Here is a 26174-nt window from a genome sequence, read left to right on the forward strand (position 1 = left end):
GGCAAACGGCGCGCCGTTACCGGTGCGCCGTCTGTCTTGAAAATAAGCCGAAAAAATGTCCGGCGGCGCTCAGTCGTTGAGCAGCTTCCACTTGCCGTCGACGATCTGCACCATCACGCGCGCGCGATTGTCGAAGCCGTTGTGATCGGTCGGCGTCATGTTCATGATGCCGTGCGACACCGGCAGATCCTTCAGGTTTTCCAGCGCGGCGCGCAGCGCTTCGCGGAATTCCGGCGTGCCCGGCTGGCCCTTCTTCAGCGCCTCGGGAATTGCGCGTTGAAGCATCTGTCCAGCGTCCCACGCGTGGCCCCCGAACGTCGACAGCGAACCCGCGCCGTAGGCTTTCTCATAAGCATCCTTGTAGGCCGCCGACGACTTCTTCACCGGATTGCTTTCCGGCAGTTGCTCGGTGACGAGCACAGGACCGGCGGGCAGAATCTCGCCCTCGCAATCCTTGCCGCAGACGCGCAGGAAATCGTTGTTGGCGACGCCGTGCGTCTGGTAGACCTTGCCCTTGTAGCCGCGCTCCTTCAGCGCCTTCGCCGGCAACGCGGACGGCGTGCCCGCGCCCGCGATCAGCACCGCGTCCGGGTTCGCGCCCATCGTCTTCAGCACCTGGCCCGTCACGGATGTGTCCGTGCGGTTGAAGCGCTCGTTCGTGACGATCTTCAGCTTGTGCGCCGTGGCCGCCGTGTTGAACACGTTGTACCAGCCGTCGCCGTAGGCATCCGCGAAGCCGATGAAGCCGACCGTTTTCACGCCGTGCTTCTCCATATAGCTCGCGATGGCATCGGCCATGAGCGCGTCGTTCTGCGGCGTCTTGAAGACCCACGCTTTCTTCGCGTCCATCGGTGCGATGATCGCGGCCGATGCGGCCATCGAGATCATCGGCGTCTTGCCGGCGGCGGTCGGATCGATCATCGCGAGCGAGTTCGGTGTGACGGTCGAGCCGACGATGGCATCGACGTGATCTTCATCGATCAGCTTGCGTGTGTTCTGAACGGCGCGGCTCGTGTCGGAACCATCGTCGAGGACGATCCATTCGACCGACTTCCCGCCGATTTCCTTCGGCAACAGCGCGACGGTATTTTTCTCGGGAATCCCGAGCGATGCGGCCGGTCCTGTCGCCGAGAGCGTCACGCCGATCTTCACTTGCGCGAGCGCCGCGCCTGCCCCTGCAAGCGCGCTGCCCGCGATGGCGAGCGCGATGCCCGTCTTGATCCATGCTTTCTTCGTTTTCATTGCTTGTCTCCAAACGCGCACACTGACGGTGCGTTGCTGCGAGTTGTTATCGATGCCGCTTCCCTGGCTACCCAAAGAGCCGCCCCAATCTATTTACCGCGTCACTGCGTGCCAAGGCTCGTTTTCCCTGACCGTTCGCGCCCTCTTCTTTTCTGGGACGTTCACTACCCGGCGCAGAAAAAAGGCGCGTTCGAAACGACGCGCCTTGGTTCTCCGAATCAATTCACATGCGGCTCCGTCAATTGCCCGAGAGCTTCCACTTGCCGCCCGCGATCTCCACCATCACGCGCGCGCGTTGATCGAGTCCGGAGTGATCGTTCGCGCTCATGTTGAAGATGCCGTGCGACGCAGGCAGATTCTTCGTCTCTTCGATAGCGCCGCGCAACGCGTCGCGAAACGCCTGCGTGCCCGGCTGGCCCTTCTTCAACGCGACGGGAATCGCGCGCTGCAGAATGAGGCCCGTGTCCCACGCATGGCCGCCGAACGTCGACACGGAGCCCGCGCCATATGCGCCTTCATACGCCTTCTTGTACGTGAGCGCGGCCTGCTTCACGGGATTGCTGTCGGGCAACTGCTCCGCGACGAGCAGCGGTCCAGCGGGCAGGAACGTGCCTTCGCAGTCCTTGCCGCACACGCGCAGGAAGTCGTTATTGGCGACGCCGTGCGTCTGATAGATCTTGCCCTTGTAGCCGCGCTCCTTGAGCGTCTTCTGCGGCAGCGCGGCCGGCGTGCCCGCGCCCGCGATCAGCACCGCATCCGCGTTCTGCGACATCATCTTGAGCACCTGGCCCGTCACCGAGGCGTCGTTGCGCGCGAAGCGCTCGTTCGCGACGATCTTCACCTTCGCGAGATCGGCGGCTTTCGAGAATTCCTTGAACCAGCTCTCGCCGTAGGCATCCGAAAAGCCGATGAACGCGACCGTCTTCACGCCGTGATTCGACATGTGCTGCGCGATCGCCGTGGCCATCAGGATGTCGTTCTGCGGCGTCTTGAAGGCCCACGCGCGCTTGCTGTCCATCGGTTCGACGATGCTCGCGGCTGCGGCCATCGAGATCATCGGCGTATGCGTTTCGGCGGCGATGTCGATCATCGCGAGCGAGTTGGGAACGACGGTCGAGCCGACGAGTGCATCGACGTGATCTTCGCTCGTCAGCTTGCGCGCGTTCTTGACGGCCTGAGTGGAATCGGTGGCGTCGTCGAGAACGATGTACTCCACCTTCTGCCCGGCGATTTCCTTGGGCAATAACGCGATCGTGTTCTTTTCCGGAATGCCGAGCGACGCCGCCGGACCCGTTGCCGAAACCGTCACGCCGATTTTCACGTCCGCCAAAACCTGATTGCTGATTACCGCCGATAATGCCGCGACAGTCATTGCGACCGCCTTACCCCGTAAAGCCAACTTCATCGATCTGCGCCCCGTAATTCGTATGTCTGAGTAAAGAACCGCCTGCGAATATGCGCGAGTTTTTTGCGCCAAGCCGAATCGCCGACCGATGGGTCGGGAAATGCAGTGTAGCGGACTCACGCGCCGCCCAGCAAGCGTTTTGAAGGATTGAACGTGCGCTTCAGCGTTGTTTTTTCGACGCTTTTGGCAATGGCGCAACGAGCTTCGTAAAACGTCGGGAAAACCCGCTTCAATGTCCGATGAGTTTTATTCGTATTATCGACGGGCAATAAAAAAAGCGCTGTTGGACTCATCCAACAGCGCTTTTCGGTCGGGCACTTCGTGCCTCATGTCTCCTCGTTCTCCACCTCAAAAATCTGGGTGCAACAGAACTAGGACGCATGTTAAAGAACGCAACACTGCACGACAACCTAGCATTTACCCTAGTGGTGCACAAAAGCACCTCAACGGGGCGTATTTCTTGCAATTCAGCGGGCATCCTCCAACTGTTGAAAATTTCCGATTGCTTCGCAATTCGAACTAAATCGCATCAGCCTTGCAGCGGCCGGACCCGCGCGACGATCTCCCCGACGATCCCGCGCCGGAACACCAGCACACACGCGATGAAGATAAGCCCCGTCACGATCGTCACCGATTCGCCCAGCGAGTTGAACCACGACACGCCCGTCAGCCGTGCGATGCCGCTGCCGATATCCCCGAGCCGGTCTTCCAGCGCGACGATAATCGCCGCGCCGAGCAGCGGCCCGAACATCGTGCTCATCCCGCCGACGAGCGTCATCAAGACGACGAGGCCGGACATCGTCCAGTGTGCGTCGCCGAGCGTTTCGAAGCCGAGCACGAGCGTCTTCATCGAACCGGCGAAACCCGCGAGACCCGCCGACAACACGAACGCGAGCAGCTTATAGCGCGACGTGTCGTAGCCGAGCGAGATCGCGCGCGGCTCGTTCTCCTTGATCGCGATCAGCACTTGTCCGAACGGCGAATGCACGATGCGCACGATCAGCGCGAACGCGAGCAGCATCACGACGAGCACGACGTAGTACAGCGTGATGTCGTTGCCGAGATCGATCGCGCTGAAGAGCTTGCCGCGCGGCACGCCTTGCAGGCCGTCTTCGCCGTGCGTGAAGGGCGCCTGGAGAAAGACGAAGTACACCATCTGCGCGAGCGCGAGCGTGACCATCGCAAAGTAGATGCCTTGCCGCCGGATGGCGATCAGCCCTGCGACGAGACCGAGCAGCGTTGCCGCCGCCGTGCCCGCGAGCACGCCGACTTCGGGCGTGAAGTTGAGCGTCTGGATGCCGTAGCCGGTGACGTAGCCCGCGGATGCGAGGAACATCGCGTGTCCGAACGACAGCAGCCCCGTATAGCCGATCAGCAGATTGAACGCGGCCGCGAAGAGCGCGAAGCACAGCACCTTCATCATGAACAGCGGATACACGCCGACGAACGGCGCCACGATCAGGCCGATCAGCAACAGGCCGTAGAGCGCTTTTCTCTGCATCATTTTTCCTTGCCGAAGAGTCCTGCCGGGCGAATCATCAACACGATCGCCATGATGACGAAGACGACCGTCGCGGACGCTTCCGGATAGAACACGCGCGTGAAGCCTTCGATCACGCCGAGCAGCAGACCCGTGAGAATCGAGCCCATGATCGAACCCATGCCGCCGATCACGACGACCGCGAACACGGTGATGATCATCGACTGGCCCATCAGCGGCGACACCTGAATGACCGGCGCGGCGAGCACGCCCGCGAACGCCGCGAGCGCGACGCCGAAGCCGTAGGTGAGCGTAATCATCAGCGGCACGTTGACACCGAACGCCTCGACGAGCTTCGGGTTCTCCGTGCCCGCGCGCAGATACGCGCCGACGCGCGTCTTCTCGATCACGAACCATGTCGCGAAACACACGACGAGCGACGCGACGACCACCCACGCGCGATAGTTCGGCAGGAACATGAAGCCGAGATTGGTCGCGCCCGACAGCAGCGACGGCACGTCATAAGGCTGACCGGACGAACCGTAGATGGAGCGGAACACGCCTTCGATCACGAGCGTGAGACCGAAGGTGAGCAAGAGGCCATAGAGATGATCGAGCTTGTAGAGCCAGCGCAGCATCGAGCGCTCGACGATCACACCGAACAATCCGACGATGACGGGCGCGAGCACGAGCATCGCCCAATAGGGAACATTGAGATACGAGTAGCCCATCCACGCGAGCATCGCGCCCAGCATGAAGAGCGCGCCGTGCGCGAAGTTGATGACGTTGAGCAAGCCGAAGATCACCGCGAGCCCGAGGCTCAGGATCGCGTAGAACGAGCCGTTCACCAGCCCGAGCAGAAGCTGGCTCATCATCGCGGCGAGTGGAATGCCGAATATTTCCATTGAACCTGCCGTCAGAAACGTGTTGACGCGGTTGCGACGGCAAGGCGGCCTTCTCGCCGCCTGCCTCGCGAACGCGCTGAAGCACTAGCAGCCGCTTACTTCCAGAGCTTGCAGCGCGATTCCGCCTTCGTGCCGAACGCCTGATCGCCCGGAATCGTCGCGGTGATCTTGTAGTAGTCCCACGGCTCTTTCGATTCCGACGGCTTCTTCACTTCCATCAGGTACATGTCGTGAATCATCGCGCCGTCTTCGCGGATATAGCCCTTCGCGTAAAAGTCGTCGATCTTCGCCTTCTTGAGCTGCGCCATGACCTTGTCGCTGTCGGTCGTGCCCGCGGCCTTCACCGCGTTCAGGTACGTCGTAACGGCGGAATAGTCGGCGGCCTGAAGGCTGCCCGGCATCTTCTTCATCTTGTCGAAGTAGCGCTTCGCCCACGCGCGCGTCTTGTCGTCCTTGTTCCAGTACCAGCTATCCGTCGCGACGAGACCTTGCGTTGTTTCGAGACCGAGCGAGTGGATATCGGAGATGAAGATCAGCAGCGCGGCGATCTTCATCGACTTGGTGATGCCGAATTCCTTCGCCGCCTTGATCGAGTTGATCGTGTCGCCGCCCGCGTTCGCGAGTCCTAGCACTTGTGCCTTCGAACCCTGCGCCTGCAACAGGAACGACGAGAAGTCCGACGCCGACAGCGGATGCCGCACTTCGCCGAGCACCTGGCCGCCGTTTGCCTTCACGACATCCGCCGTGTTCTTTTCGAGCGCTTTGCCGAACGCATAGTCGGCCGTCAGGAAGTACCACGTCTTGCCGCCCTGCTTCGTCACGGCGGAACCGGTGCCTTTCGCGAGCGCCATCGTGTCGTATGCGTAGTGAACCGTGTACGGCGAGCATTGCTCGTTGGTCAGGTTGTCCGCGCCCGCGCCGATGTTGATGTACGGCGTCTTCTTCTCCGCCGCGACCTGCGCGCTCGAGAGCGCCGTCGCCGAGTTCGTTCCGCCGATGATGACGTTCACGCCGTCGCGATCGATCCATTCACGCGCGCGCGATGCCGCGATATCCGCCTTGTTCTGGTGATCCGCATACACGATTTCGATGGGCTTGCCGTTCACCTTGCCGCCGAAATCCGCGACCGCCATGCGGATCGCTTCGAGGCCGCCTTGACCGTCGATGTCCGCGTAGAGGCCCGACATGTCGGTGACGAAACCGATCTTCACGGTGTTGCTGTCGGCGGCGTGGGCGCCCGTGCTCATCACCGCCACACTCGCCGCCGCAGCCGCAAAGCACAGAGTAGAGAGGCGCGCGAGGGTCTTCTTTTTCATTCCAGTCTCCATGAGTTTTGATTTGATGCGGTGTTACTGGTGTTGCCCTTTCCGATGTGCCGCCTGCGGGATCGATTACACCCCGAGCAGTTCGTGCAGCACCGGCATCTTCGCTTCGAGTTCCCCCGCGCCGAAATGCTCGACGATGTTTCCGTGCTCCATCACGTAGAAGCGGTCCGCGAGCGGCGCCGCGAAACGAAAATTCTGTTCGACCATGACGATCGTGTAGCCGCGCGACTTGAGCATCAGGATCATGCGCGCGAGTGTCTGCACGATGACCGGCGCGAGACCTTCCGATATTTCGTCGAGCAGAAGCAGATTCGCGCCCGTGCGCAGGATGCGCGCGACGGCCAGCATCTGCTGCTCGCCGCCCGAAAGACGCGTGCCCTGACTGGCGCGGCGCTCCTTCAGGTTGGGGAACATCGAATAGAGCTCGTCGAGCGACATTGCGTCCTTCGGCTTGCCGATCATCGGCGGAAGAAGAAGGTTCTCCTCGCAGGACAAGCTCGAAAAAATGCCGCGCTCCTCCGGACAATAGCCGACCCCGTAATGCGCGATCTTGTGCGTGGCGAGGCCGACGGTCTCGTGTCCCGCGACACGAATCGAACCCGTCCTTCGCCCTGTGAGACCCATGATGGCGCGCAGCGTCGTCGTGCGGCCCGCGCCGTTGCGGCCGAGCAGCGTGACCACTTCGCCGCGATTCACCTTGAGATCCACGCCGTGCAGGATGTGCGATTCCCCGTACCACGCCTGCAGGCCCGCAATTTCCAGCGCGGGCACATTACCCGCCGCGCCGTTCGCCTCGCGCGAGCGGCGCTCCTCCGCGATCGTACTCATGCATGCGCTCCGGTGAGCGCCGCATCGGCGCTGCCCATGTAGGCTTCCATCACGAGCGGATTCTTCGATACTTCCGCGTAGCTCCCCTCGGCAAGCACTTCGCCGCGCTGAAGCACGGTGATGGTGTCGGAGATGCCCGCGATCACGTTCATGTTGTGCTCGACCATCAGGATGGTGCGGCCCGCCGATACTTTCTTGATGAGCGCCGTCACGCGATCGACGTCCTCGTGTCCCATGCCTTGCGTCGGCTCGTCGAGAAGCATGAGCTCCGGCTCCATCGACAACGTAGTCGCGATCTCCAGCGCGCGCTTGCGGCCGTATGAAAGTTCGACGGTCTTCGTATCGGCGAAATCGGTGAGGCCGACTTGCGTGAGCAGATCCATCGCGCGATCGTTGAGGGCATCGAGAGTACGTTCGCTGCGCCAGAAATGAAACGACGTGCCGAGCTGACGCTGCAGGCCGATGCGCACGTTCTGCAGCACCGTCAAATGCGCGAACACGGCGGAGATCTGAAACGAGCGGATGATGCCGCGCCGCGCGATGTGCGCCGGGCGCTCGCGCGTGATGTCCGCGCCGTTGAAAACGATCTGGCCCGCAGTAGGTTCGAGAAACTTGGTGAGCAGATTGAAGCAGGTGGTCTTGCCCGCGCCGTTCGGCCCGATCAGCGCATGGATCGAACCACGGCGCACGCGCAGGTTCACGCCATTCACGGCCGTGAAGCCTTTGAATTCCTTGGTGAGCCCTCGCGTTTCGAGAATGGTGTCGCCGAGAATCATGTCCCCTTCCATGCGAAGTGAAACGCTGGGCAAAAGCTGTTCGCCCGCGCCTTATTTTTTCTTCCCGCGCGCACCGAACGTTGTCTCCATTCCGGTTTGCTTCGCTTCGCGCGCCGCTGTTGCGTGCGCACAAAGTAAGCGCGTGGCATGCCGAGCATCACTAATTCTGGGGCCATTGTCGCGCCAATGATGCAGCGCAATCATTGGGATTTGCACTAACTAACGAATTGCTTGGAGCGTTCACATGTGCACGCAAGCGGGGCACGGCGCGTGCTAATTCCGCGCGCATATAAGCATCGATCGATAAAGCGTCATGCGCGCGCCATGCACATGTCATCCCCGCATGTGCAATACCTTTCATCGATTCATCGATTCATCGATTCATCGATTCATCGATTCGTCATGCAAGCGCCGTCGCGATCACTTCCTGCGCTTCGATGCCGCGTCTGTCTTCGCGGATCATGTCGCTCGCGCGCTCCGCGATCATCAAGGTCGGGGAGTTCGTATTGCCCGATGTGATCGTCGGCATCACGGAGGCATCGACTACACGCAAGCCGCGTACGCCGATCACGCGCAAGCGGCTGTCGACGACCGCGCCCGGGTCGTTGTCCGTGCCCATGCGGCATGTGCCGACCGGATGGAAGATCGTCGTGCCCACCTTGCCCGCGGCTTCGACGAGTTCTTCCTGCGTCTGGAACTCGATGCCTGGCAAGATCTCTTCGGGTGCGTATCGCGCGAGCGCGGGCGCGCTGACGATGCGCCGCGTGAGCCGCAAGGCGTTCGCCGCGACTTCGCGGTCGCGCTCCGTCGAAAGATAGTTTGGCGCAATCAACGGCGCCGCATGTGCATCGTGCGATTCGATATGCACGCTGCCGCGCGATGTCGGCCGCAAGTTGCACACCGATGCCGTGAACGCGTTGAACGCATGCAGCGGTTCGCCGAAACGTTCGAGCGACAAGGGCTGAACGTGATATTGCACATCGGGCCGTTTGATCGATGCATCGTCGGGATTCGACTTCGCGAACGCGCCGAGCTGCGATGGCGCCATCGACATCGGGCCGCTGCGCATCAACGCGTATTGCATGCCGATGAAAAGCTTGCCCCACCAACGCGCGGACAACGTGTTCAACGTGCGCACGCCGTTGACTTTGTATGCCATGCGCAATTGCAAGTGGTCCTGCAGATTTTCGCCGACGCCGCGAAGACTCTTCACGACGTCGATACCCAGACGCTGAAGACGCGCGCCATTGCCGATGCCCGAGAGTTCGAGAATCTGCGGCGAGTTCACCGCGCCCGCGCTGAGAATCACTTCGCATCGCGCACGCGCGAGATAGTCGACATCGCCGCCGCGATATTCGACGCCCACGCACCGCACGCCTTCGCACACGAGACGTTGCGTGTGCGCGCCGGTGATCGTCGTGAGATTGGGACGCTTCATCGCTTCGCGCAGGAAAGCCTTCGCCGCGTTCCAGCGAATGCCGCCGCGCTGGTTCACTTCGAAATAGCCGACGCCGGTGTTGTCGCCGCGATTGAAGTCATCGGTGGCGCGGATGCCGCTTTGCTGCGCGGCTTGCGCGAAGGTTTCGAGAATTTTCCACTTCAGGCGCTGCTTTTCGACGCGCCATTCGCCGCCCGCGCCGTGCCATCGATCGCCGCCGCCGTGATGATCTTCGCTACGCCTGAAAACGGGCAGCACGGAATCCCATGACCAGTTCGGATCGCCGCTGACGTGCGCCCAATCGTCGTAGTCCTCGCGCTGGCCGCGCATGTAGATCATGCCGTTGATCGACGAACATCCGCCGAGTACACGTCCGCGTGGATACGCCAGCTTGCGGCCGTTGAGGCCCGGTTCGGCTTGCGTCTTGTAGAGCCAGTCCGTGCGGGGATTGCCGATGCAATACAGATAGCCGACCGGAATGTGGATCCAGTGGTAGTCGTCCTTGCCGCCCGCTTCCAGCAGCAAAACGTTGACGTTCGGGTCTTCGGTCAGGCGGTTCGCCAGCACGCAGCCGGCGGTGCCCGCACCCACGATGATGTAGTCGAATTCGCCTTCCAGCTTTCGGGCGTCCTTCTTCATTTTTTTGTCTCCTGTTCGGCCTTTTCTTTTCTCTCGTGGATGGCCTGTGTTCGTGTCGGTTTATTTGCGTTGCCCCTGTGCGGGGCGGCAGTCACTTTCTTTGCTGCTGCAAAGAAAGTAACCAAAGAAAGCAGCTTCTGTTACGCCCGCGGTCATACGCACGTTGGGTAGTTCTCTCGTCCTCCGTGGCACTCGCCTAAGTGTCGCCCTCGGCAGATTGACCCGGCTTGGCTCGCGCACGATCCGTCTCATCGCGCCGCATTTCCCGCTGGTTCGCTCCGGTTCCTCCGCCCCTGCGCTTCGCGCGGGCGTTGGGTTCTTTTTCAGGGTACTTCTCGTCTTGGCTTCTTTTCCAATCAGATATGTTCAACTGTCTTATAAGGCAGGCTAATATCAGGCATGGACTACACCCTCCTGCGCGCTTTTCTTACCGTCGCCCGCGAAGGCAATCTCACTCGGGCCGCCGCTCGCCTGCATCTCACGCAGCCGGCCGTCAGTCTGCAAATCAAGAATCTTCAGGAAATGCTCGGCGTCGTGCTGTTCTCCCGGACATCGCACGGTCTTCTCCTCACGCGCGACGGCGAAGCACTCCTGCCCCACGCTGAACGCGCCCTCGCCGCCGCCGCCGATGTCCAGCGCGCCGCTGCCGCATTACGTCACGAAGTCAGCGGCACATTGCGCATCGGCACGATTCTCGATCCCGAATTTCTTCGCCTCGGCGGATTTCTCCGGCAACTCGTGGAGACGCATCCGCGCATCGAAACATCGATGCGGCACGGCATGTCGGGCTGGGTGCTCGAGCGCGTGAAGGCGCGCGAGCTGGATGTCGGCTATTACATCGGCGATCCAGCCATCGACGGCACGCGCGACGGCGAACGCTTCCACGTCGTCCGGCTCACGCCGTTTCAGTATCGCGTACTCGCGCCGGCCGGCTGGCACAACCGCGTCAACAAAGGCAAACGCAACTGGGCCGCGCTCGCTAAACTGCCGTGGATCTGGACGCCGCCCGAATCCGCGCACAACCGGCTCCTGTCGCGCATCTTCCGCGAGGCCGGCGCAATGCCGGTGATCGTCGCGGAAGTGGATCAGGAGCCGTCGATGCTCGATCTCGTCAAATCGGGCGTCGGCCTCTCGCTCGCACGCGATTCGATCGCGCTCAGCGAAGCGCATGCGCACGCGCTGACCATCGTCGAAGGCGTCACCGTGCCGACACAACTGTCGTTCGTCGCTCTCTCCGAACGCCGCGACGAACCGGCGATCGCGACGGCGCTGCGGCTGATCGACGCGCAATGGTCCGTGTCGTGACCATTCGAGGGCAAATCCCGACTTCCCGCGCAAGGACTTTCAAGCGCGCTTCATCGATCGTCTGCTAGGCTGAGTGCTCTTTTTTTCACATTCAACCGGCTTCCAGGAGTCTTCATGGCACGCAACATCGAAATCAAGGCGCGCGCGCATCAATTCGAGCAACTGCGCGAACGCGCAGCGGCGCTCGCCTCCGACGCGCCGCTGGTTTTCCGCCAGCAAGACTTCTTCTACGACGTGCCAACCGGCCGCCTCAAACTCCGCCAGTTCGACGACGGCACGCCCTCCGAACTGATCTTCTATCAGCGCGACGACCGCGACGGCCCGAAAGTCTCGTACTACTCGCGCAGTCCGGTGACGAATCCCGAAGCCATGCACGCGCTGCTCGCGCAGGCGCTGACGACGCGCGGCATCGTCTCGAAAGAGCGGCACGTGTATCTCGTCGGACGCACGCGGATTCATCTGGATCGCGTCGATGGACTCGGCGATTTCATCGAGCTTGAAGTAGTGCTCGGCCAGGACGACGACGAGGCCGGCGGCGAAGAAGAAGCGCACGCGATGTTCGCGCGCTTGGGCGTGGCGCAGACGGACCTCGTGCCGCTCGCTTACGTGGATTTGTTGAGCCCGGAGTCGTCGTCGGCCAGGTGAGACAGCGGCAGCGGGCCATTGCGCTTGAAGGTCGTCAGCACGATGTTCGAGCGCACGCTGTCGACGCCCGGCACGCGCATCAGCTTCTTCATCACGAATCCCGATAGCGCGTTCAGATCCGGCGCGACGATGCGCAAGAGATAATCGGCGTCGCCGACTGTCGCATGGCATTCGAGCACTTCGGGCAGCATTTCGATCTGCTGCTGAAACTGCTCGATGATCGAATCGCCATGATGCTTTAGCTTCAGGCTCGTGAACGCCGTCACGCCCAGGCCGAGCTTTTCCGGCCGCAATACCACGCGATATCCCTCGATCACACCCGTTGCCTCCAGCCGCTGCAAGCGCCGCCCGATCTGCGACGGCGAAAGCGGCACCTGCTCGCCAAGTTGCTGATGCGTGGCGCGCCCGAAGCGTTGCAGCACGTCGAGCAGGGCGAGGTCGAAATGATCGAGTTCGAGCATGAGGCGGATGTGCGCAGGAGCGATGGTGAATGCGACTTTATCGCATGCGTCCCGTTAAGCTCACAAAGCCCGTGCGCAAAAGGGCCCTTTCGCGCGTGTTTGACGAATCGCTTACGGCAGCAAACAAGGTAACGCGCGTGTTACCAACGATGACATCGCGGAAAGTCGAAGATAACGCGCGATTACTCCAAAACCGGCTGACTGCAAGCCTTCGAATAGCTAAAAGAAAGCTCCAATGTCATCTAGCTTTCAGTCTCGACTACCATTGTTGAATCGCTCGTAAGCTTCCCAGGCGGCGCGCGCCTCGTCGTCCAGTTGCTCGAACGGCACGCCGGACTGACGCTGTACAATCAGCAGCGCATAGGGCCTGGACAGCGCGCTCGCCTCCTTGCAAAGGCTGAGTTCGTCGCCGCTAGACGGGGAGCGGCCGCGCCAGTAGTTGATGGCGGCTTCGAGTTCGTTGATCGGGATGACAGCCATGTCCGGGCAGAAATACATTCGGTGTACGGCCGCTCGCGGCTTTCGGAAACGGTCGCGCAACGCCGCATGAAGATGTGAGTTTTGAACCGGCTCGAGCCCGCGCCGCTGCGTCGTGCATGTGAGCATGCCACCGACCGCCCCGCCCGCTCGAGCTCAACCCATTGTACTTGAGCGACTCCATGCGAATCCTTCTGATCGAAGACGACCGCCCCATCGCGCGCGGCATTCAAAGCAGCCTCGAACAATCCGGCTTCACGGTCGACATGGTGCACGACGGCATCTTCGCCGAGCAGGCGCTCGCGCAGAACCGCCATGAGCTCGTCATTCTCGATCTCGGCCTGCCGGGCATCGATGGCATGACGCTGCTCTCGCGCTTCCGCCAAAGCAATCGTCACACGCCGGTGATCATCCTCACCGCGCGCGACGAACTGCACGATCGCGTGCAAGGTCTCAATAGCGGCGCCGACGATTACATGCTGAAGCCCTTCGAGCCGCAGGAACTCGAAGCGCGCATCCGCGCCGTGATGCGCCGCAGCGGCCCGCATGGCGACGTGCCGCGTCCCGAAGTGTCGCTGGGCGGTCTGCGTCTGTCGGGCGTTGATCGCCGCATCTTCAACGACGAGCGTCCGCTGGAACTTTCGCCGCGCGAATTCGCCGTGCTCGAAATGCTGTTGCTGCGTCACGGCCGCGTCGTGAGCAAGGCGCAGTTGCAAGATCATCTGACGCACTTCGGCGGCGATCTCGGCGACACGGCCATCGAAGTGTATGTGCATCGTGTGCGCAAGAAACTCGAAAACACGCGCGTGGAAATCGTGACGGTGCGCGGCTTCGGCTATCTGCTTCAGGAGATCCGGCAAGCGGCCTGACGCTCCTGCCGTAGAACGCCTTGCGACTTCCCACCCGCCGCGCGGGCGATCAGCGTTTCGCCCGCGAAGACTGGCTCGATCTGGCGCGCTCGAAAGCCACCGAGACGCCAGCGCCGCCGAGTCTGCGGCGCACGCTCCTGCGCCGGCTCGCCGCGCCGCTGTCGCTGCTCGCGCTGATGTCCGGCCTCATGGCGTACTGGCTCGCGTGGCAGTACACGCAGCACGTCGTCGACCGCTCGCTCGCCGATCTCGCCACCGCCATCTCCAAGCAAATTCAGCTCGCGGGTGTCGATGCGCCGGTCACCGTGCCGCCGCTCGCCCAGGCGATGTTCTCCGATCCCGTCGAGCAGCTCATCTACCGCATCAGCACGGGCGACGAGGAAATCGCCGGCGAGCCCGATCTGCCGCTCACCGGCACCAACGTGCGGCGCATCCATTACGCGTACGTCTTCGAGACGCACTTTCAGGGCGTCTCCGTGCGCGCGGCGCAAGTGCGCGTGCCGCAGCCGACGGGCAATCCGATCGTCGTCGAAGTGGCGCAGCGCGTCGGTTCGCGCTATCGGATCGCGGTGGAGTTTCTCATCGCGATCATGATGCCGCTGCTGTTGTTGCTGCTCGCCGGATGGGTCATCGTGTGGCGCGTCGTCAATCAGCAACTGAATCCGCTGACCGATCTCGCCGACACGCTCAATCAGCAGACGCATATCTCGCTCGAACCCGTCGACGAAACGTATGTGCCCGGCGAAATCCGCCCGCTCACGAGCGCGATGAACGGCCTGCTCGTGCGCCTGCAGACCGCGCTCGACGCGCAACGCAAGTTCATCGCCGATGCCGCGCATCAACTGCGCACGCCGCTCACGGCCGTCAAGCTGCACGCCGAGCAGGCGCTCAGTTCGCGCGATCCGGCGAAAGCCGTCGAAGCGGTGAAGGAGCTGCGCGCATCGGCGGATCGCGCGGTGCGGCTGTCGAATCAATTGCTTTCGCTCGCCCGCGCCGAGCCAGGCGAACAGGCGGCACGTTTCGCCGATTTCGATCTCGCCGCGCTCGCGTTCGAAACCGGCGCGGAATGGGTGCCGCGCGCGCTCGCCGCGCACGTCGACCTGGGCTTTCAGCGGCTCGACGATCCCGAGAACGAGCATCCGCTGACCGTGCGCGGCAACGTCGTGCTGGCGCGCGAAGTCATCGCGAACCTGATCGACAACGCGCTCAAGTACATTCCGCCGTTCCGCATCGAAGGCGCGCGCATCACGGTGACGGTAACCGAATGGCGCAACGCGAACGGCCGGCGCTTCGGCGAAGTGATCGTGGAAGACAACGGACCTGGCGTGCCGCCCGATCAGCAAGGCGATCTCTTCAAACGCTTCTTTCGCGGCGACGGACAAAACGTGGAAGGCGGCGCCGGTCTCGGACTCGCGATCGTTCACGACATCATGGTGCTGCACGGCGGCACGGTGCATTACGAAGATGCGTCCGAAGGCGGCGCGCGCTTCGTCGTTCGCCTGCCGCTGAAAGAAGCGCAACCGGCTTCGGAATGAAAAAAGCCACGGTCGCATCGCTCGACCGTGGCTCTTCTCGGAACATCGCGCGGCTTACTTCTTCTTTTTCTCTTTCTCTTTCTTGACCGCGAGCATCGTGCCGCGGCATTTCTTCGCGCCGCATCGGCACTCGTATTCTTTCTTGAGCTTCTTGGTGATGCGGCCGTCGATGACGAGACCGTAGTCGTAGTTCAGTTCTTCGTCCGCCTCGATATCGCGCAGCGCGTGAATGAACACGCGCCCTTCGACTTCCTCCGCCTCGCAATTCGGCGCGCACGAATGATTGATGTACTTCGCGCTGTTGCCGTCGATCTTGCCGTCGATCACGCGGCCGTCGTCGAGTGCGAAGTAGAACGTGTGATTCGGCTCGTCGGGATTGTGCGGATGCCGGCGCAGCGCTTCCTTCCACGAGATGCGCTCGCCTTTGTATTCCATCACCTGCTCGCCCGAGGCGATCGGCTTCACGGCAAACACGCCCTTGCCGTGGACGCCCGAGCGGCGAACGGTGACCCTGCGTGAACTCATCGAACGAATCCTTAAATAACGCTTCGCTCCCGCGCGATCGGGATGAACATCGGGATGAAAAAAAACGCGGTGGCTCCGATGCCGCCGCGTTTGCTCGGTTGAACGCTCACGTTCAACACACCGGTATCCTACACTCCCGGCGCGCATATGCTCAACCGTTCAGGGATGCCCGCTCCGTTTCAGCGCTGGCCGATCGTGATCTCGCCGAAGAGGTTCTTCTGATCGCGCGGTTGCGAGCGCCAGTACTGCGGCGGCGCAGTGACGGTCGCGCCGAGTTCGGCGGCGGCGTGCCACGGCCAGCGCGGATCATAGAGCATCGCGCGCGCCATCGCGACGAAATCGGCCTTGCCGCTCGCGACGATTTCCTCCGCTTCCTTCGCCTCGGTGATGAGCCCGACCGCGACGGTGTTCACGCCCGTCGCTTCCTTCACGGCCTGCGCGAACGGCACCTGATAGCCCGACGACAACGGAATCTTCTGCAACGGCGAAACGCCGCCCGACGATACATCGACCCAGTCGACATTGCGCTTCTTCAATTCGGATGCGAACGCGATCGTATCTTCGATGCTCCATCCGCCTTCGACCCAGTCGCTCGCGGAGACGCGCACGCCAACAGGCTTGTCGGCGGGAAATGCGGCGCGCACGGCATCGAAAATTTCGAGCGGATAACGCATGCGGTTTTCGAGCGAACCGCCGTATTCGTCGGTGCGCTGATTGGCGATCGGCGACAGGAACTGATGCAGCAGATAACCATGCGCGCAATGCACTTCGATACCGTCGATGCCGAGCCGCGCAGCCCGCTTCGCCGACGCGGCGAACGCTTCCTTCACGCGGATCAGGCCGGCGGCATCGAGCGCGAGCGGCGGCGTTTCCTCGGGCTTATGCGGAATGGCCGATGGCGCGAAGGTCATCCATCCGCCATCGGCGACGGAGATCAGCGCACCGCCTTCCCACGGCTTGCGACTCGATGCCTTGCGGCCCGCGTGCGATAGCTGCATGGTCACCGCGATCTTCGAATACTGGCGGATCGCGGCGAGCACCGGACGCAGCGCGGCTTCGGTGGCATCGTCCCAGAGACCGAGATCGCCCGGCGTGATGCGCCCGTCGGGCTCGACGGCCGTCGCCTCGATGAAGAGCATGCCCGCGCCCGACAACGCGAGCTGGCCCAGATGGATCATGTGCCATGCGGTGGCCTCGCCGCGCTCTGCGGAGTACTGGCACATCGGCGACACGAAAATGCGGTTGGGAAGTTCGAGGCTGCGTAAGGTCGTAGGTGTGAACAGCGCGCTCATGGCGGTGACTCGTCGCAAGAGAAGAAGCGATCGAGAATAGCACCGCGCGTCAGGGACCGCAGAAACCCCGATGGTTCATACCATCACACGTTCAGCGCGGGCCGAGCGCGAAACCGTCGAGCCATTCGCCGAACATCGCGCGGGCGGCGCGTTCGAGATTCGGGCCATGGCGCGCGGTTTCCTCGCGCAGCGCGGCGACCGTCGTGCCGCTTCTCGCGATATCGCCCGGATACGTGACGAGCCAGTTTTCGAAGCGCTCGACGAGCACCTCGGGATGACATTGCAACGCGAGGACGTGAGCGCCCCAAGTGAACGCCTGATGCGCGCAAAGCTCGGTGGACGCGAGCAGCGTCGCGTCTTGCGGGAGATCGAAGGTATCGCCGTGCCAGTGAAAGACGGGCACCGGCGCGCCGTCTGCTTCGAGATGCCGCAGCGCGGACGCGCGTCCGGCGCCGGTGAGCGTGAGCGGCGACCAGCCGAGCTCGAACTTGCCCGACGGATACACCCGCGCGCCGAGCGCCCGCGCGATCAGTTGCGAGCCGAGACAGATCCCGATGGTCGGCATACCAGCCGCGATGCGCTTTTCGAGCATCGACAGGAGCGGCGCGAGATGCGGATACTGCGCGTCCTCGTAAGCGCCGATCGGCCCGCCGAGCACGACGAGCAACGAGGGATCGAGCGGATTGGGCGCGTCGATGCGCCCGCGCCCGACATCGAGATAGCGCACCAGATGGCCGCGATCGCCGAGCACGTGTTCGAGGCTGCCCAGATCTTCGAAATAGACGTGGCGAATCGCCAGGACTTCATGTTTCATCGGCGGCTTTCCGTGGGTCGAGCGCGCATGGCCCGGAACGAAGTTGTGACGGGCCGCGCCTCGCGGTGAGGCGCGACGGGCACAGTCTAACCGACTCGCCGCGGCCCCACAGCACCGGATGACGCCAACTGGCTTCTAACCCCGCCGCCTGGATCAGGCGACTTGCGCGAAGACCTTCCAGCTCTTCTTCTGCGTGGCGAGATCGGCTTCTTCGTATACCGAACAGTCGAGCCGGAGATCCGTGTCCGCCATGTCGATCTGCAGAAGCGCGCAGTGATGCGGCGTCTTCTTCGGATTCTTGCTCGCTTCGAAGTGCGAGCACGAAAGACACATGCGGTGCGCCGGAATCTGCTGCTGCGATTCGAGCTGACGGATGGTCTTGAGCAGCGTGCGATAGAACGCGACCTGCTCGTCCTCGCGCAGCGTACCGACCGCCTTCGCAAGAAAGTCCGGCCATTGCAGCGCCTTCTTCGCGGCCGTGCGGCCACGCGCGGTCAGACGCACGGCGAGCGCGCGGCCGTCGTCGAGCGCGCGGCGCTTCTCGACGAGACCCTTGCCTTCGAGCGTGCTCACCGCATCGCTCGTCGTGGCGGCGGTCAGTGCCGTTTCACGCGCGATCTCGCCGAGGCGCATCGGCCCCTTGCGCTGCATTAGCAGAACGAGAATTTCACCCTGGGTCGGCGTCAGCCCCGCGCCCTCCGCCCATTCCCATGCCTGGCTGCGCATCGCGGTGCTCAGCCTCAGCAGGCCGTGGGTCACCCGCCCCGTCGCCTGCTCTCCGTAAACGCCTTCACTCATAGTCTTTCGCTTGTTGTTCCGCTTATGTGTTTTGACGGCAAGTTCGCGCCAGGCGAACACCTCGTCCGAAACGCCGCTCGCAGCAAGTACTCCGAACACCTTTTGCGATCGACTTTTCGTACTCGGTCCCCGCCGTCTCAAAATTCAGGCGTGCCAAGCCAATTAGCGGTGCCTGAATGGGGACGTTGCAACCCTCTTCGTTCTGCGCCTTCTTATGGTCCCGCTCGTGGCGCTGTTTTCCTGCCGACTATAACGCTATGCCAGCAAAGTCGCCATTCTAAGCGACCTAGAACAAACGTACACCTTAATTATCCACGCAGAACTGTGGATAACCCGTGGAAAAACGTCTCTTTGTATGTGGATGTATTCTCGATAACACTTGCCGCCGCGCATTGCGACAAATCCGTCATCCAGATCCGGTGTGGTCGCGCACACTTAAGTCACATGGTTATCAACGTGCTAGTACGTTGACTGCGCACAGCTTTCGGACGTTTTCCACAGCTTCCGCAGGAGTCGTTCACCTCGTCGCTCGCGTCCATTACGGCCGTATGCGGATTCCCCGAAGTAATCCTTGGAAATATCAAATTCCTGCTTCTTTAAACGTTGCCGCAAGCGCGTTATTTCCCTGGTCGTCATGCATGTGTTTCATACGGACCAAAGAATAAGGCCGCCCGGAGGCGGCCTTTCATCGCCATTCGCTGTTTCGTCTCAGCGAAAGCGCGGCGTTATCGACGCCACTGCAAGCACTGCTGCCTGACCGCCTCGTGCAGCGATTTCTCCTTGTCGAATACGCCGCGCAGCGAGGTCGCGTCGTTCACTCCGCGCGCGATGTCGGCGACTTCGGCGAGCGCCGCCTGCGAACCGAGCGCTTCGGCGTGCGGCGCGAGCACGTCGAGCGTCGCGAGAATGTCCTCGCCGATGGTGCGCCGCTCGCCCGTCTGCGGATGGATGCACGTGCCTTCCAGACCGAAGCGGCACGCCTCGAAGCGGTTGAACGTGTAGACGAGGTAATCGTCCTCGCGCGGCGTGAGCGGCTTGTCGAGCAGCAGATAGCGCGACAGCGTCTGGATGTAGCTGGCGATCGCCGCGGCGCGGTCGACGGACAGCGGCGTGTCCATCACGCGCACTTCGATCGTTCCGAAGCCGGGCTTCGGCCGGATATCCCAGTAGAAGTCCTTCATGCTGTTGACGACGCCCGTGTTGACCATCTTCGAGAAGTACTCCTCGAAGCCGTCCCAGGTCAGCACGAACGGCGCGCGGCCCGACAGCGGAAACGCGAAGACCGAATTCAGCCGCGCGGAATGGAAGCCCGTATCGACGCCCTGAATGTACGGCGACGACGCCGAAAGCGCGATGAAATGCGGGATGTAGCGCGACATCGAATGCAGCAGGAACAGCGCGCTGTTCGGATCGGGACAGCCGATATGCACGTGCTGGCCGAACACCGTGAACTGCTTGGCGAGGTAACCGTACAGCTCGGAGATGTACTGGAAGCGCGGCGCGTCGTAAATCTGGCGATCGCTCCACTGCTGGAACGCGTGCGTGCCGCCGCCCGCCAGCCCGACGTTCAGTTGATCCGCCGCCGCGACGAGCACGTCGCGGATCTTGCGCAGATCGGTGACGGCCTGCTCGTGCGTCGTGCAGATGCCGGTCGAAAGCTCGATCATGCTTTCGGTGATTTCCGGCGTGATGTTGCCCGGAATCTTTTCGTCCTTGATGAGACGCATGAGGTCCGACGCGGCGCGCGTCAGATCGTAGTCGTGCGTATTGACGACCTGGATCTCCAGCTCGACGCCGAACGTGAACGGTTCGGAGTTGATGAAAGGTTCGAGTGCCATGGCGCCTCTTGAAAGATCAATGCCTGGGGAGAAGGCGCGCTTATTCGCGCCGCTCGCCCACTGCCGACAAGCTGCGGTAGACGACGAAAGGCGCCACGATCTGCAACACGACGATCGAGCACATGACGATCGCGCGCAGCGTCGGATCGTAGTCCGGATAGAGCACGTACATGTCGTCGACGAGCAGGTACGCGAGCGCCGACATCGGCGTGAGCGCGACGCCGAGCGCCGCGCCCTGCTTCAGGTTGAGGCCGCTCGGCTTTGCGAAGATCAGCACGCCGACGAGCTTGCCGATGAAGCGCGCGACGATCAGCCCGAGCGCCGCGATGCCGCCGAGCGCGATATCGCGCCAGTGAAACGACGTGAGCGTCAGCGCGAACAGGATCACGGTGAGCAGCCATCCGGCGGACCCGAAGTGCGACGGCCAGAGCTGCGGCCGCTCATCGGCGTTCTTGACGATGATGCCTGCCGCGAGCAACGCGAGAATCGTCGACAGCTTGAAGATGTGCGCGACCGCGATCGCCAGCAGCACGAGCCCGAACAGCGCGACGAACGAATGCTCGTCATTCGCGGGCAGGCGCCGCACGAGCATGTTGCACGCGCGCGCGAGCAGGAACGCGAGCACGAGCGAGCCGATCAGCAGATAAAGCGGCTGCAGGATCGTCGCGAGCGCGTTGCCGTAGATTTCCTGATGCAGCACGCCGGCCGCGAGCTTCTCGACGACCACCGCGTACATGCTGTTCAGCGCCGTGAGCGTCATGAGGCGCTGCGTGACCTGGCCTTCCGCGCGCAGTTCGGTCTTCAGCTGAATGACCATCGCGGGCGACGTGGCCATTGCGATGGCCGCGATCACGACCGATGGCATCGTCGGCACATTGAGCAGGGTCAGCGCGATTAGCACGAGGCCGAACGTCAGCGTCGATTCAGCGACGCTCGACAGGATCAGATACGGATTGCGGCGAATCCAGCGCAGATCGAGCCGGCCGCCGAGTTCGAAGAGCAAAAGCCCGAGCGCGACATCGAGCAGCGGCCGCGACAGGCCGCCCGCGCTTGCATCGATCACGCCGAGACCGGCGTTGCCCGCGATCAGCCCGATCACCGCGAAGCCGGTGATGCGCGGCAGGCGCCACGCGCGCCATAGCAGTTCTCCGGCGAGGCCCGCCGTGACGAGCGCGAGACCGGCCCACAGGATGGCGTCCGGTTCGAGCGGCCACGCGGGCAGAAATGAAAATGCCGAATTCATCGTATTGGCTACTCCTTCGTTGCTGCAGCAGAGCGTGCACGTTTCGTTGCGTGACTCGCGTCGACGGCGCGCGCTCGCGGGCGAGGCGCGTGAGCCCGGCTAGGCGAGCGTTGGTTCATTCAGGTGAATCGAAGTGCGAACGAACACGGCGTCACGGTCGGACCGTGCACGAATTAGACGACGCGTTCGGCTGGCTGCGAAGCGCCTTGCATGCCCTCGATGCCGCACCGGAGATCTCGGATCCGTGCGACACGGGTAATGCATGCGGCGCCCGCTCGAATGACCGGCCGAACACAGCGAACGACGGCGCGGCTTCGTTGATCAGATTCTTGGCGCGCAACCATCGTTCCATTGAAGCGGTCGCCGTCCGGACGGCGCGACGCAGGAAGAAGCGCGATTGTGCCATACCTCGGATGCCCTGACAGAAAGTCCAAGCTCATGATTCTTATGAAGTAAAAGCGACTGCCGAATGTAAAACCCGACGGCAACCCTGACCGGTTCGCCTGCGTTCACGCATTCGGCCTCGATGTTTACCGCCGTCCGACGACCTCGCCTTCAGGTGTTTACAGGTTTACTGTATATAAACGTAGTAGTTGTTAACAAAGCAACGTCCTTTCTGTGGATAACAGCGCTTTTGTCTTTTCATTCAATTATTTGGAGAAAGCAGAAGCGGGTCGTAAACATGTTGGCGCGATGCGGTCAAACAAGAACAACTTTCGGCCGGGTAAACCGGACGCTTCAGTTGTCCCGTTTACGTGCACAACACGTTCACAAGACTTTCGCCTGCAATTCGACGCGTTATCCACAGCCTTGGAGGACAACTACGCCAGGCCGATCTCGCCATGACGGAGTGCCTTGAGCAAGAGGCGGGCGGGATCGATCGCTTCGGCCAGTTCACGTTCGATGGGCCACGGCTCCCCTTCGACGAGCGAAGCGATCAGCTCGGCGGCGAGCGCCGCCCAGACGAGTCCGCGCGATCCGAACGCGAACGCGCCGTAAAGACCCGGCATGCGCGGCAGATCGAGCGGCCACGCGCCGGATAGCCGATGCGCGTCCTGGCGCGCGGCGCGTTCGTCGGCGAACTGGCCGATCATCGGCACGCGGTCGCTCGTCACGCAGCGAAACGCGACGCGCCCCGCGCGCACGTGCGTTGGCGCGAGCGACAAATGCGGCAACATTCCCGCGACGCGCGCGATGTTCTCGCGATGCCCGGCTTCGCGTATTTCGCGATCGGGATCGTCGATGTCGTACGTTGCGCCGATGAGCGTCTCATGCGCGCCGAGCGGCACCGCGTAACCTTCGCCGATCACCGGCATGCGCAAGGCGTCGAGCGCGGATCGGTCGAGCACGGAGAGCTGGCCGCGTACGCCGCGTGTCGGTTCGCCGTACAGACCGGCGAGTCGCGCGGCATCGTGCGCGTTCGCGAGCACGACGACCGGCGCGCTCGCGATCTCGCTATCGCTCGCATCGAAGGCTCGCCACACGCGGCCGTCGTGCGCGATGCGCGTCACTTCGGTCCGCATGCGCGACGTGATCCGCAACGATGCGTCCGCAAGCTGCGCCGCGCACACCGCCGCGGGCGAGATCGCACCGCCGCGCGGAAAGAACCAGCCGCCGCGCGCGACCTCGACGCCCGCGATGCGCGAAGCATCGGCGCGTGTCATCGGCTGCACGTAATCGGATGGATACGCGAAGCGCGCGATGGCGGCGGCGAGCGCGTCGGCGTCGCCGGGCGAATCGGCGATCTGGAGCAGGCCCGCGCCGCTGCGATGCAGATCGTGATGCGATGCTTCGAGCGCGTGCCATCGGCGCAGCGCGTACAGAAAGCCGGCGCGCGTGAGACGTGCGGCAACGCTGTCGTCGCGCCAGACGATCGGATGAAAAACGCCCGCCGGATTGCCCGACGCATCGCGCGCAGGCGAGGCATGACGATCGATCAGCGTGACGCGCCAGCCGCGCGCAGCGAGCCGCGAAGTCACCGCGCAGCCCGCAAGCCCCGCGCCGATGACGATCGCCTCGCGCGTGTTCGTGTTCGTGCTCGGGTCGCACGGCAACGGCGGTTCATGCCGGCGCACGCGCCAGCGCGGCGCGAAACGTGCGACGAGCCGCGCGTCCGTTGCCGCCGATAAACATTCGAACCCCGACGATTCCAGCGCGCGCCTCCATGCCGGATGAAGGTCGGCAGACGAGTCGATGCAAACCGTCGCGCCGTCGCCGGCAAAGCGCGCGAGCGTCTTGCACAGCTTGCTCGGGTCGTCGGACGGTGCGAGCTGGAACGCATCGGCGCGCAGCCATAGTTTCGACAACATCGCCTGCACGCCGTCGCCGATCGCGAGCGTCAGCACGACGCGGCCTTCGTCGAATTCGAGGCGATGCACGCCCGGCACGCGCATCGGCCATGCGCGCGCCAGTTCGACGGCGAGCGGCGCTGCATCGTCGATAGAAGGCGGATGATCCAGCGCATCGAGCGGCGCAATCGCGACGACGTGCAGACGATCGCAACGCGCATCGTCGTCACGCCAAAGCTGCCAGAGCGGCAGGAAAGCGCTCGAAGTCGTATCGACGAAAGTGAAGACGCGTCGATGCAGCCAGCGCGCGGGCAGCTCGTGCGGCGCGAGAAACAGGGAGTCGGTCATGCAATGGATCGTAAGACTTCAGGCGGAAGACGAGCGGGCGACGGCGCGTATTGCGTCATTCGCGGCGTCTTCGATCATCAGCGGTTCTAGCGCGTAGCCCGCCGCGCGCCAGGCCGCGAGACCGCCGAGCAGCGGCGCGACATCGGTGAAGCCGTGCGCGGTCAACTCTTTGGCGGCAAGCGCGGCCGATACGTCGCTCGGGCAATCGCAATACGTCACGAGCTTGCGATTGCGCGCGATGTCCGCGAGTTGCGATGCGGCGTCGTCGTGCAGAAGCAGCGCGCCGGGAATGGCGAACGGGTCCATCGCGCGACGTTCGCGCCGGCGCACGTCGATGACGAGTGGCGGCGGCTCGCCTTCGAGCAGCGCGCGCAGCATCGCGGTATCGATGCGCGCCATGCGCAGCCTGCGCAACAGCGACACGCGCTGCCACCAGCGCACGCCGAGGTAGAGCGCGAGGACGACGAGCGCGAGCACGATCACGCCGCGCCCGAAGAGGTCGAGCCAGGCGAGCGCGCTATCGACGAGATCGGCGAAGATCGCGCCGAACGCGACGCCGATGCCGGACCACAGCAGCGCACCGAGCGCGTCATACAAGAGAAAGCTGCCGAAGCCGATGCCGGTCGCGCCCGCAACGGGAATCGCGAGCGTCGACAAGCCGGGTATGAACTTCGACACCGCGAGTACGCGCACGCCGAAGCGTCCGAAGAAGTCGAGGCTGCGGTTCACGCAGGTATCGCGCGAGATCGAGAGCTTGCATATGAAGGCGAGCACGCGGCTGCCATAGCGGCGTCCGAGCCAGAACCAGAGCGTGTCGCCGATGAGCGCGGCAACGCTGGCCGTGACGACGATCGCCGCGAGCGGTCCCCATGCGGCAAACGGAAAGCCCGCTGCAAGCGTCGAGACCGGCGCCGCTGCGAAGCTCGCCGAGACCGTGATCGCGCCCGTCAGAACCAATGTGGGCAAGGCCGGGAGCGGCAAGCCGAGGCACTCGAGGAGAACGTTGGCAAAAACCAACGGCAGGCCATATTCGATGATGAGCTCGCGTAGCATGGACCGGACCCAGTTGTTCTACGCCCAGAAAAACGGCCAGCAGCCTCGAAAATATAAGGGTAAATCTTTGAAACCCTTATCCTGATTGGGTTTGCGCTGCGCTATCATACCAAGCGCCGCGTATAGAGGCGGCGTGAAGACGACGATGTGAAGCAAGGCCGGTGGATTGGCGCGCAGAACGCCGAATCGCGGGGAGCCACGCCAGAAGGCGCTTCCACTCGACTGCACGGCTTGCGCACGTATAATCGGCGCGTTCGCGCTGTTCGTGTCAACCTAAACTGATAAAGGAACCTTAATGAACAAACAGGAACTGATCGACGCCGTAGCCGCGCAGACCGGCGCCAGCAAGGCTCAAACCGGCGAAACGCTGGACACGTTGCTCGAAGTGATCAAGAAGGCTGTCTCGAAAGGTGACGCAGTGCAGTTGATCGGCTTCGGCAGCTTCGGCTCGGGAAAGCGCGCAGCGCGCACCGGCCGCAATCCGAAGACCGGCGAGTCCATCAAGATTCCGGCAGCAAAGACGGTCAAGTTTACGGCTGGCAAGGCATTCAAGGATGCAGTGAACAAGCGGTAAGCATTTTGCCGATTGTGCGGCTACCCAAGGTAGCCCGTTGTACATGACCCGCCCTCGGCGGGTTTTTTTTC

24 protein-coding genes are annotated in these 26174 nt (G+C 62.8%); 5 read left to right on the forward strand and 19 right to left on the reverse strand.

The window, feature by feature from the left end:
- Positions 1–69 precede the first annotated feature (69 nt).
- From AWB77_RS00740 to AWB77_RS00775, 9 genes are all read right to left on the reverse strand, one after another.
- Positions 70–1242 (reverse strand): ABC transporter substrate-binding protein, encoded by a 1173-nt coding sequence (locus AWB77_RS00740; RefSeq protein ID WP_061132496.1) that lies wholly within the window; start codon positions 1240–1242, stop codon positions 70–72.
- Positions 1243–1480: 238 nt separating this feature from the next.
- Positions 1481–2647 (reverse strand): ABC transporter substrate-binding protein, encoded by a 1167-nt coding sequence (locus AWB77_RS00745; protein ID WP_061132497.1) that lies wholly within the window; start codon positions 2645–2647, stop codon positions 1481–1483.
- 116 nt (positions 2648–2763) lie between these two features.
- On the reverse strand, positions 2764–2940 hold the full coding sequence (locus AWB77_RS35495; protein ID WP_157694716.1) for a hypothetical protein: 177 nt from the start codon (positions 2938–2940) through the stop codon (positions 2764–2766).
- Positions 2941–3176: 236 nt separating this feature from the next.
- Entirely contained in the window at positions 3177–4148 is a 972-nt protein-coding gene (locus tag AWB77_RS00750) for a branched-chain amino acid ABC transporter permease (protein WP_061133095.1), read from the reverse strand.
- Entirely contained in the window at positions 4148–5032 is an 885-nt protein-coding gene (locus AWB77_RS00755; protein ID WP_061132498.1) for a branched-chain amino acid ABC transporter permease, read from the reverse strand. Before AWB77_RS00755 ends, AWB77_RS00750 begins: the two co-directional genes overlap by 1 nt.
- 95 nt (positions 5033–5127) lie before the next feature.
- Positions 5128–6348 (reverse strand): ABC transporter substrate-binding protein, encoded by a 1221-nt coding sequence (locus AWB77_RS00760; protein ID WP_061132499.1) that lies wholly within the window; start codon positions 6346–6348, stop codon positions 5128–5130.
- Positions 6349–6423: 75 nt separating this feature from the next.
- Complete coding sequence (locus AWB77_RS00765) at positions 6424–7185, reverse strand: ABC transporter ATP-binding protein (protein WP_061132500.1); 762 nt, start codon at positions 7183–7185, stop codon at positions 6424–6426.
- Positions 7182–7961: an ABC transporter ATP-binding protein gene (locus AWB77_RS00770; protein ID WP_061133096.1), complete on the reverse strand. Its 780-nt coding sequence runs from the start codon at positions 7959–7961 to the stop codon at positions 7182–7184. The genes AWB77_RS00765 and AWB77_RS00770 overlap by 4 nt, the downstream gene beginning before the upstream one ends.
- Before the next feature lie 400 nt (positions 7962–8361).
- The gene (locus AWB77_RS00775; RefSeq protein WP_061132501.1) at positions 8362–10038 is read right to left on the reverse strand and encodes a GMC family oxidoreductase; all 1677 of its coding nucleotides are present in this window, start codon (positions 10036–10038) and stop codon (positions 8362–8364) included.
- 399 nt (positions 10039–10437) lie between these two features.
- Between AWB77_RS00775 and AWB77_RS00780 the strand changes: the two genes are divergently transcribed.
- Both AWB77_RS00780 and AWB77_RS00785 read left to right on the forward strand, forming a co-directional pair.
- A complete protein-coding gene (locus AWB77_RS00780) occupies positions 10438–11343 on the forward strand; it encodes a LysR family transcriptional regulator (protein ID WP_061132502.1) in 906 nt (301 codons plus the stop codon).
- Between the two features lie 114 nt (positions 11344–11457).
- A complete protein-coding gene (locus tag AWB77_RS00785) occupies positions 11458–11988 on the forward strand; it encodes a class IV adenylate cyclase (RefSeq protein WP_061132503.1) in 531 nt (176 codons plus the stop codon).
- On the opposite strand, the gene AWB77_RS00790 is transcribed toward AWB77_RS00785, so the two are convergent.
- The gene (locus AWB77_RS00790) at positions 11946–12449 is read right to left on the reverse strand and encodes an Lrp/AsnC family transcriptional regulator (RefSeq protein ID WP_061132504.1); all 504 of its coding nucleotides are present in this window, start codon (positions 12447–12449) and stop codon (positions 11946–11948) included. The genes AWB77_RS00785 and AWB77_RS00790 overlap by 43 nt on opposite strands.
- A gap of 249 nt (positions 12450–12698) precedes the next feature.
- A complete protein-coding gene (locus tag AWB77_RS00795) occupies positions 12699–12929 on the reverse strand; it encodes a DUF3717 domain-containing protein (protein ID WP_061133097.1) in 231 nt (76 codons plus the stop codon).
- Between the two features lie 179 nt (positions 12930–13108).
- Between AWB77_RS00795 and AWB77_RS00800 the strand changes: the two genes are divergently transcribed.
- Positions 13109–13795, forward strand: a complete 687-nt coding sequence (locus tag AWB77_RS00800; protein ID WP_014192702.1) for a response regulator transcription factor — start codon at positions 13109–13111, stop codon at positions 13793–13795.
- A gap of 80 nt (positions 13796–13875) precedes the next feature.
- Positions 13876–15330 carry a sensor histidine kinase gene (locus AWB77_RS00805; RefSeq protein ID WP_061133098.1) on the forward strand — a complete coding sequence of 485 codons (1455 nt, stop codon included), beginning with the start codon at positions 13876–13878 and terminating at the stop codon, positions 15328–15330.
- A gap of 54 nt (positions 15331–15384) precedes the next feature.
- Here the strand turns inward: AWB77_RS00805 and AWB77_RS00810 are convergent, their stop codons facing one another.
- The 8 genes from AWB77_RS00810 to AWB77_RS00850 form a co-directional block, all read right to left on the reverse strand.
- Entirely contained in the window at positions 15385–15855 is a 471-nt protein-coding gene (locus AWB77_RS00810; protein WP_061132505.1) for an SET domain-containing protein, read from the reverse strand.
- Positions 15856–16034: 179 nt separating this feature from the next.
- Positions 16035–17147: an NADH:flavin oxidoreductase/NADH oxidase gene (locus tag AWB77_RS00815; protein WP_061132506.1), complete on the reverse strand. Its 1113-nt coding sequence runs from the start codon at positions 17145–17147 to the stop codon at positions 16035–16037.
- A 91-nt stretch (positions 17148–17238) separates the two neighbouring features.
- Complete coding sequence (locus tag AWB77_RS00820; protein WP_061132507.1) at positions 17239–17961, reverse strand: glutamine amidotransferase; 723 nt, start codon at positions 17959–17961, stop codon at positions 17239–17241.
- Positions 17962–18114: 153 nt separating this feature from the next.
- Positions 18115–18759 carry a MarR family winged helix-turn-helix transcriptional regulator gene (locus AWB77_RS00825; RefSeq protein ID WP_061132508.1) on the reverse strand — a complete coding sequence of 215 codons (645 nt, stop codon included), beginning with the start codon at positions 18757–18759 and terminating at the stop codon, positions 18115–18117.
- Between the two features lie 725 nt (positions 18760–19484).
- Positions 19485–20597, reverse strand: coding sequence for a YbdK family carboxylate-amine ligase (locus AWB77_RS00830; protein ID WP_061132509.1), 1113 nt, complete (start codon positions 20595–20597; stop codon positions 19485–19487).
- 40 nt (positions 20598–20637) lie between these two features.
- Positions 20638–21840 (reverse strand): cation:proton antiporter, encoded by a 1203-nt coding sequence (locus AWB77_RS00835; RefSeq protein ID WP_061132510.1) that lies wholly within the window; start codon positions 21838–21840, stop codon positions 20638–20640.
- A gap of 821 nt (positions 21841–22661) precedes the next feature.
- Entirely contained in the window at positions 22662–24476 is a 1815-nt protein-coding gene (gene mnmC, locus AWB77_RS00845) for a bifunctional tRNA (5-methylaminomethyl-2-thiouridine)(34)-methyltransferase MnmC2/FAD-dependent 5-carboxymethylaminomethyl-2-thiouridine(34) oxidoreductase MnmC1 (RefSeq protein WP_061132512.1), read from the reverse strand.
- 18 nt (positions 24477–24494) lie between these two features.
- Positions 24495–25529, reverse strand: a complete 1035-nt coding sequence (locus AWB77_RS00850; protein ID WP_061132513.1) for a VTT domain-containing protein — start codon at positions 25527–25529, stop codon at positions 24495–24497.
- A 295-nt stretch (positions 25530–25824) separates the two neighbouring features.
- Here AWB77_RS00850 and AWB77_RS00855 point away from each other — a divergent pair, with 295 nt between their 5' ends.
- Positions 25825–26103: an HU family DNA-binding protein gene (locus tag AWB77_RS00855; protein ID WP_008352404.1), complete on the forward strand. Its 279-nt coding sequence runs from the start codon at positions 25825–25827 to the stop codon at positions 26101–26103.
- Positions 26104–26174 lie beyond the last annotated feature (71 nt).

This window comes from Caballeronia fortuita, from assembly GCF_001544835.2.
GTDB lineage: Bacteria > Pseudomonadota > Gammaproteobacteria > Burkholderiales > Burkholderiaceae > Caballeronia > Caballeronia fortuita.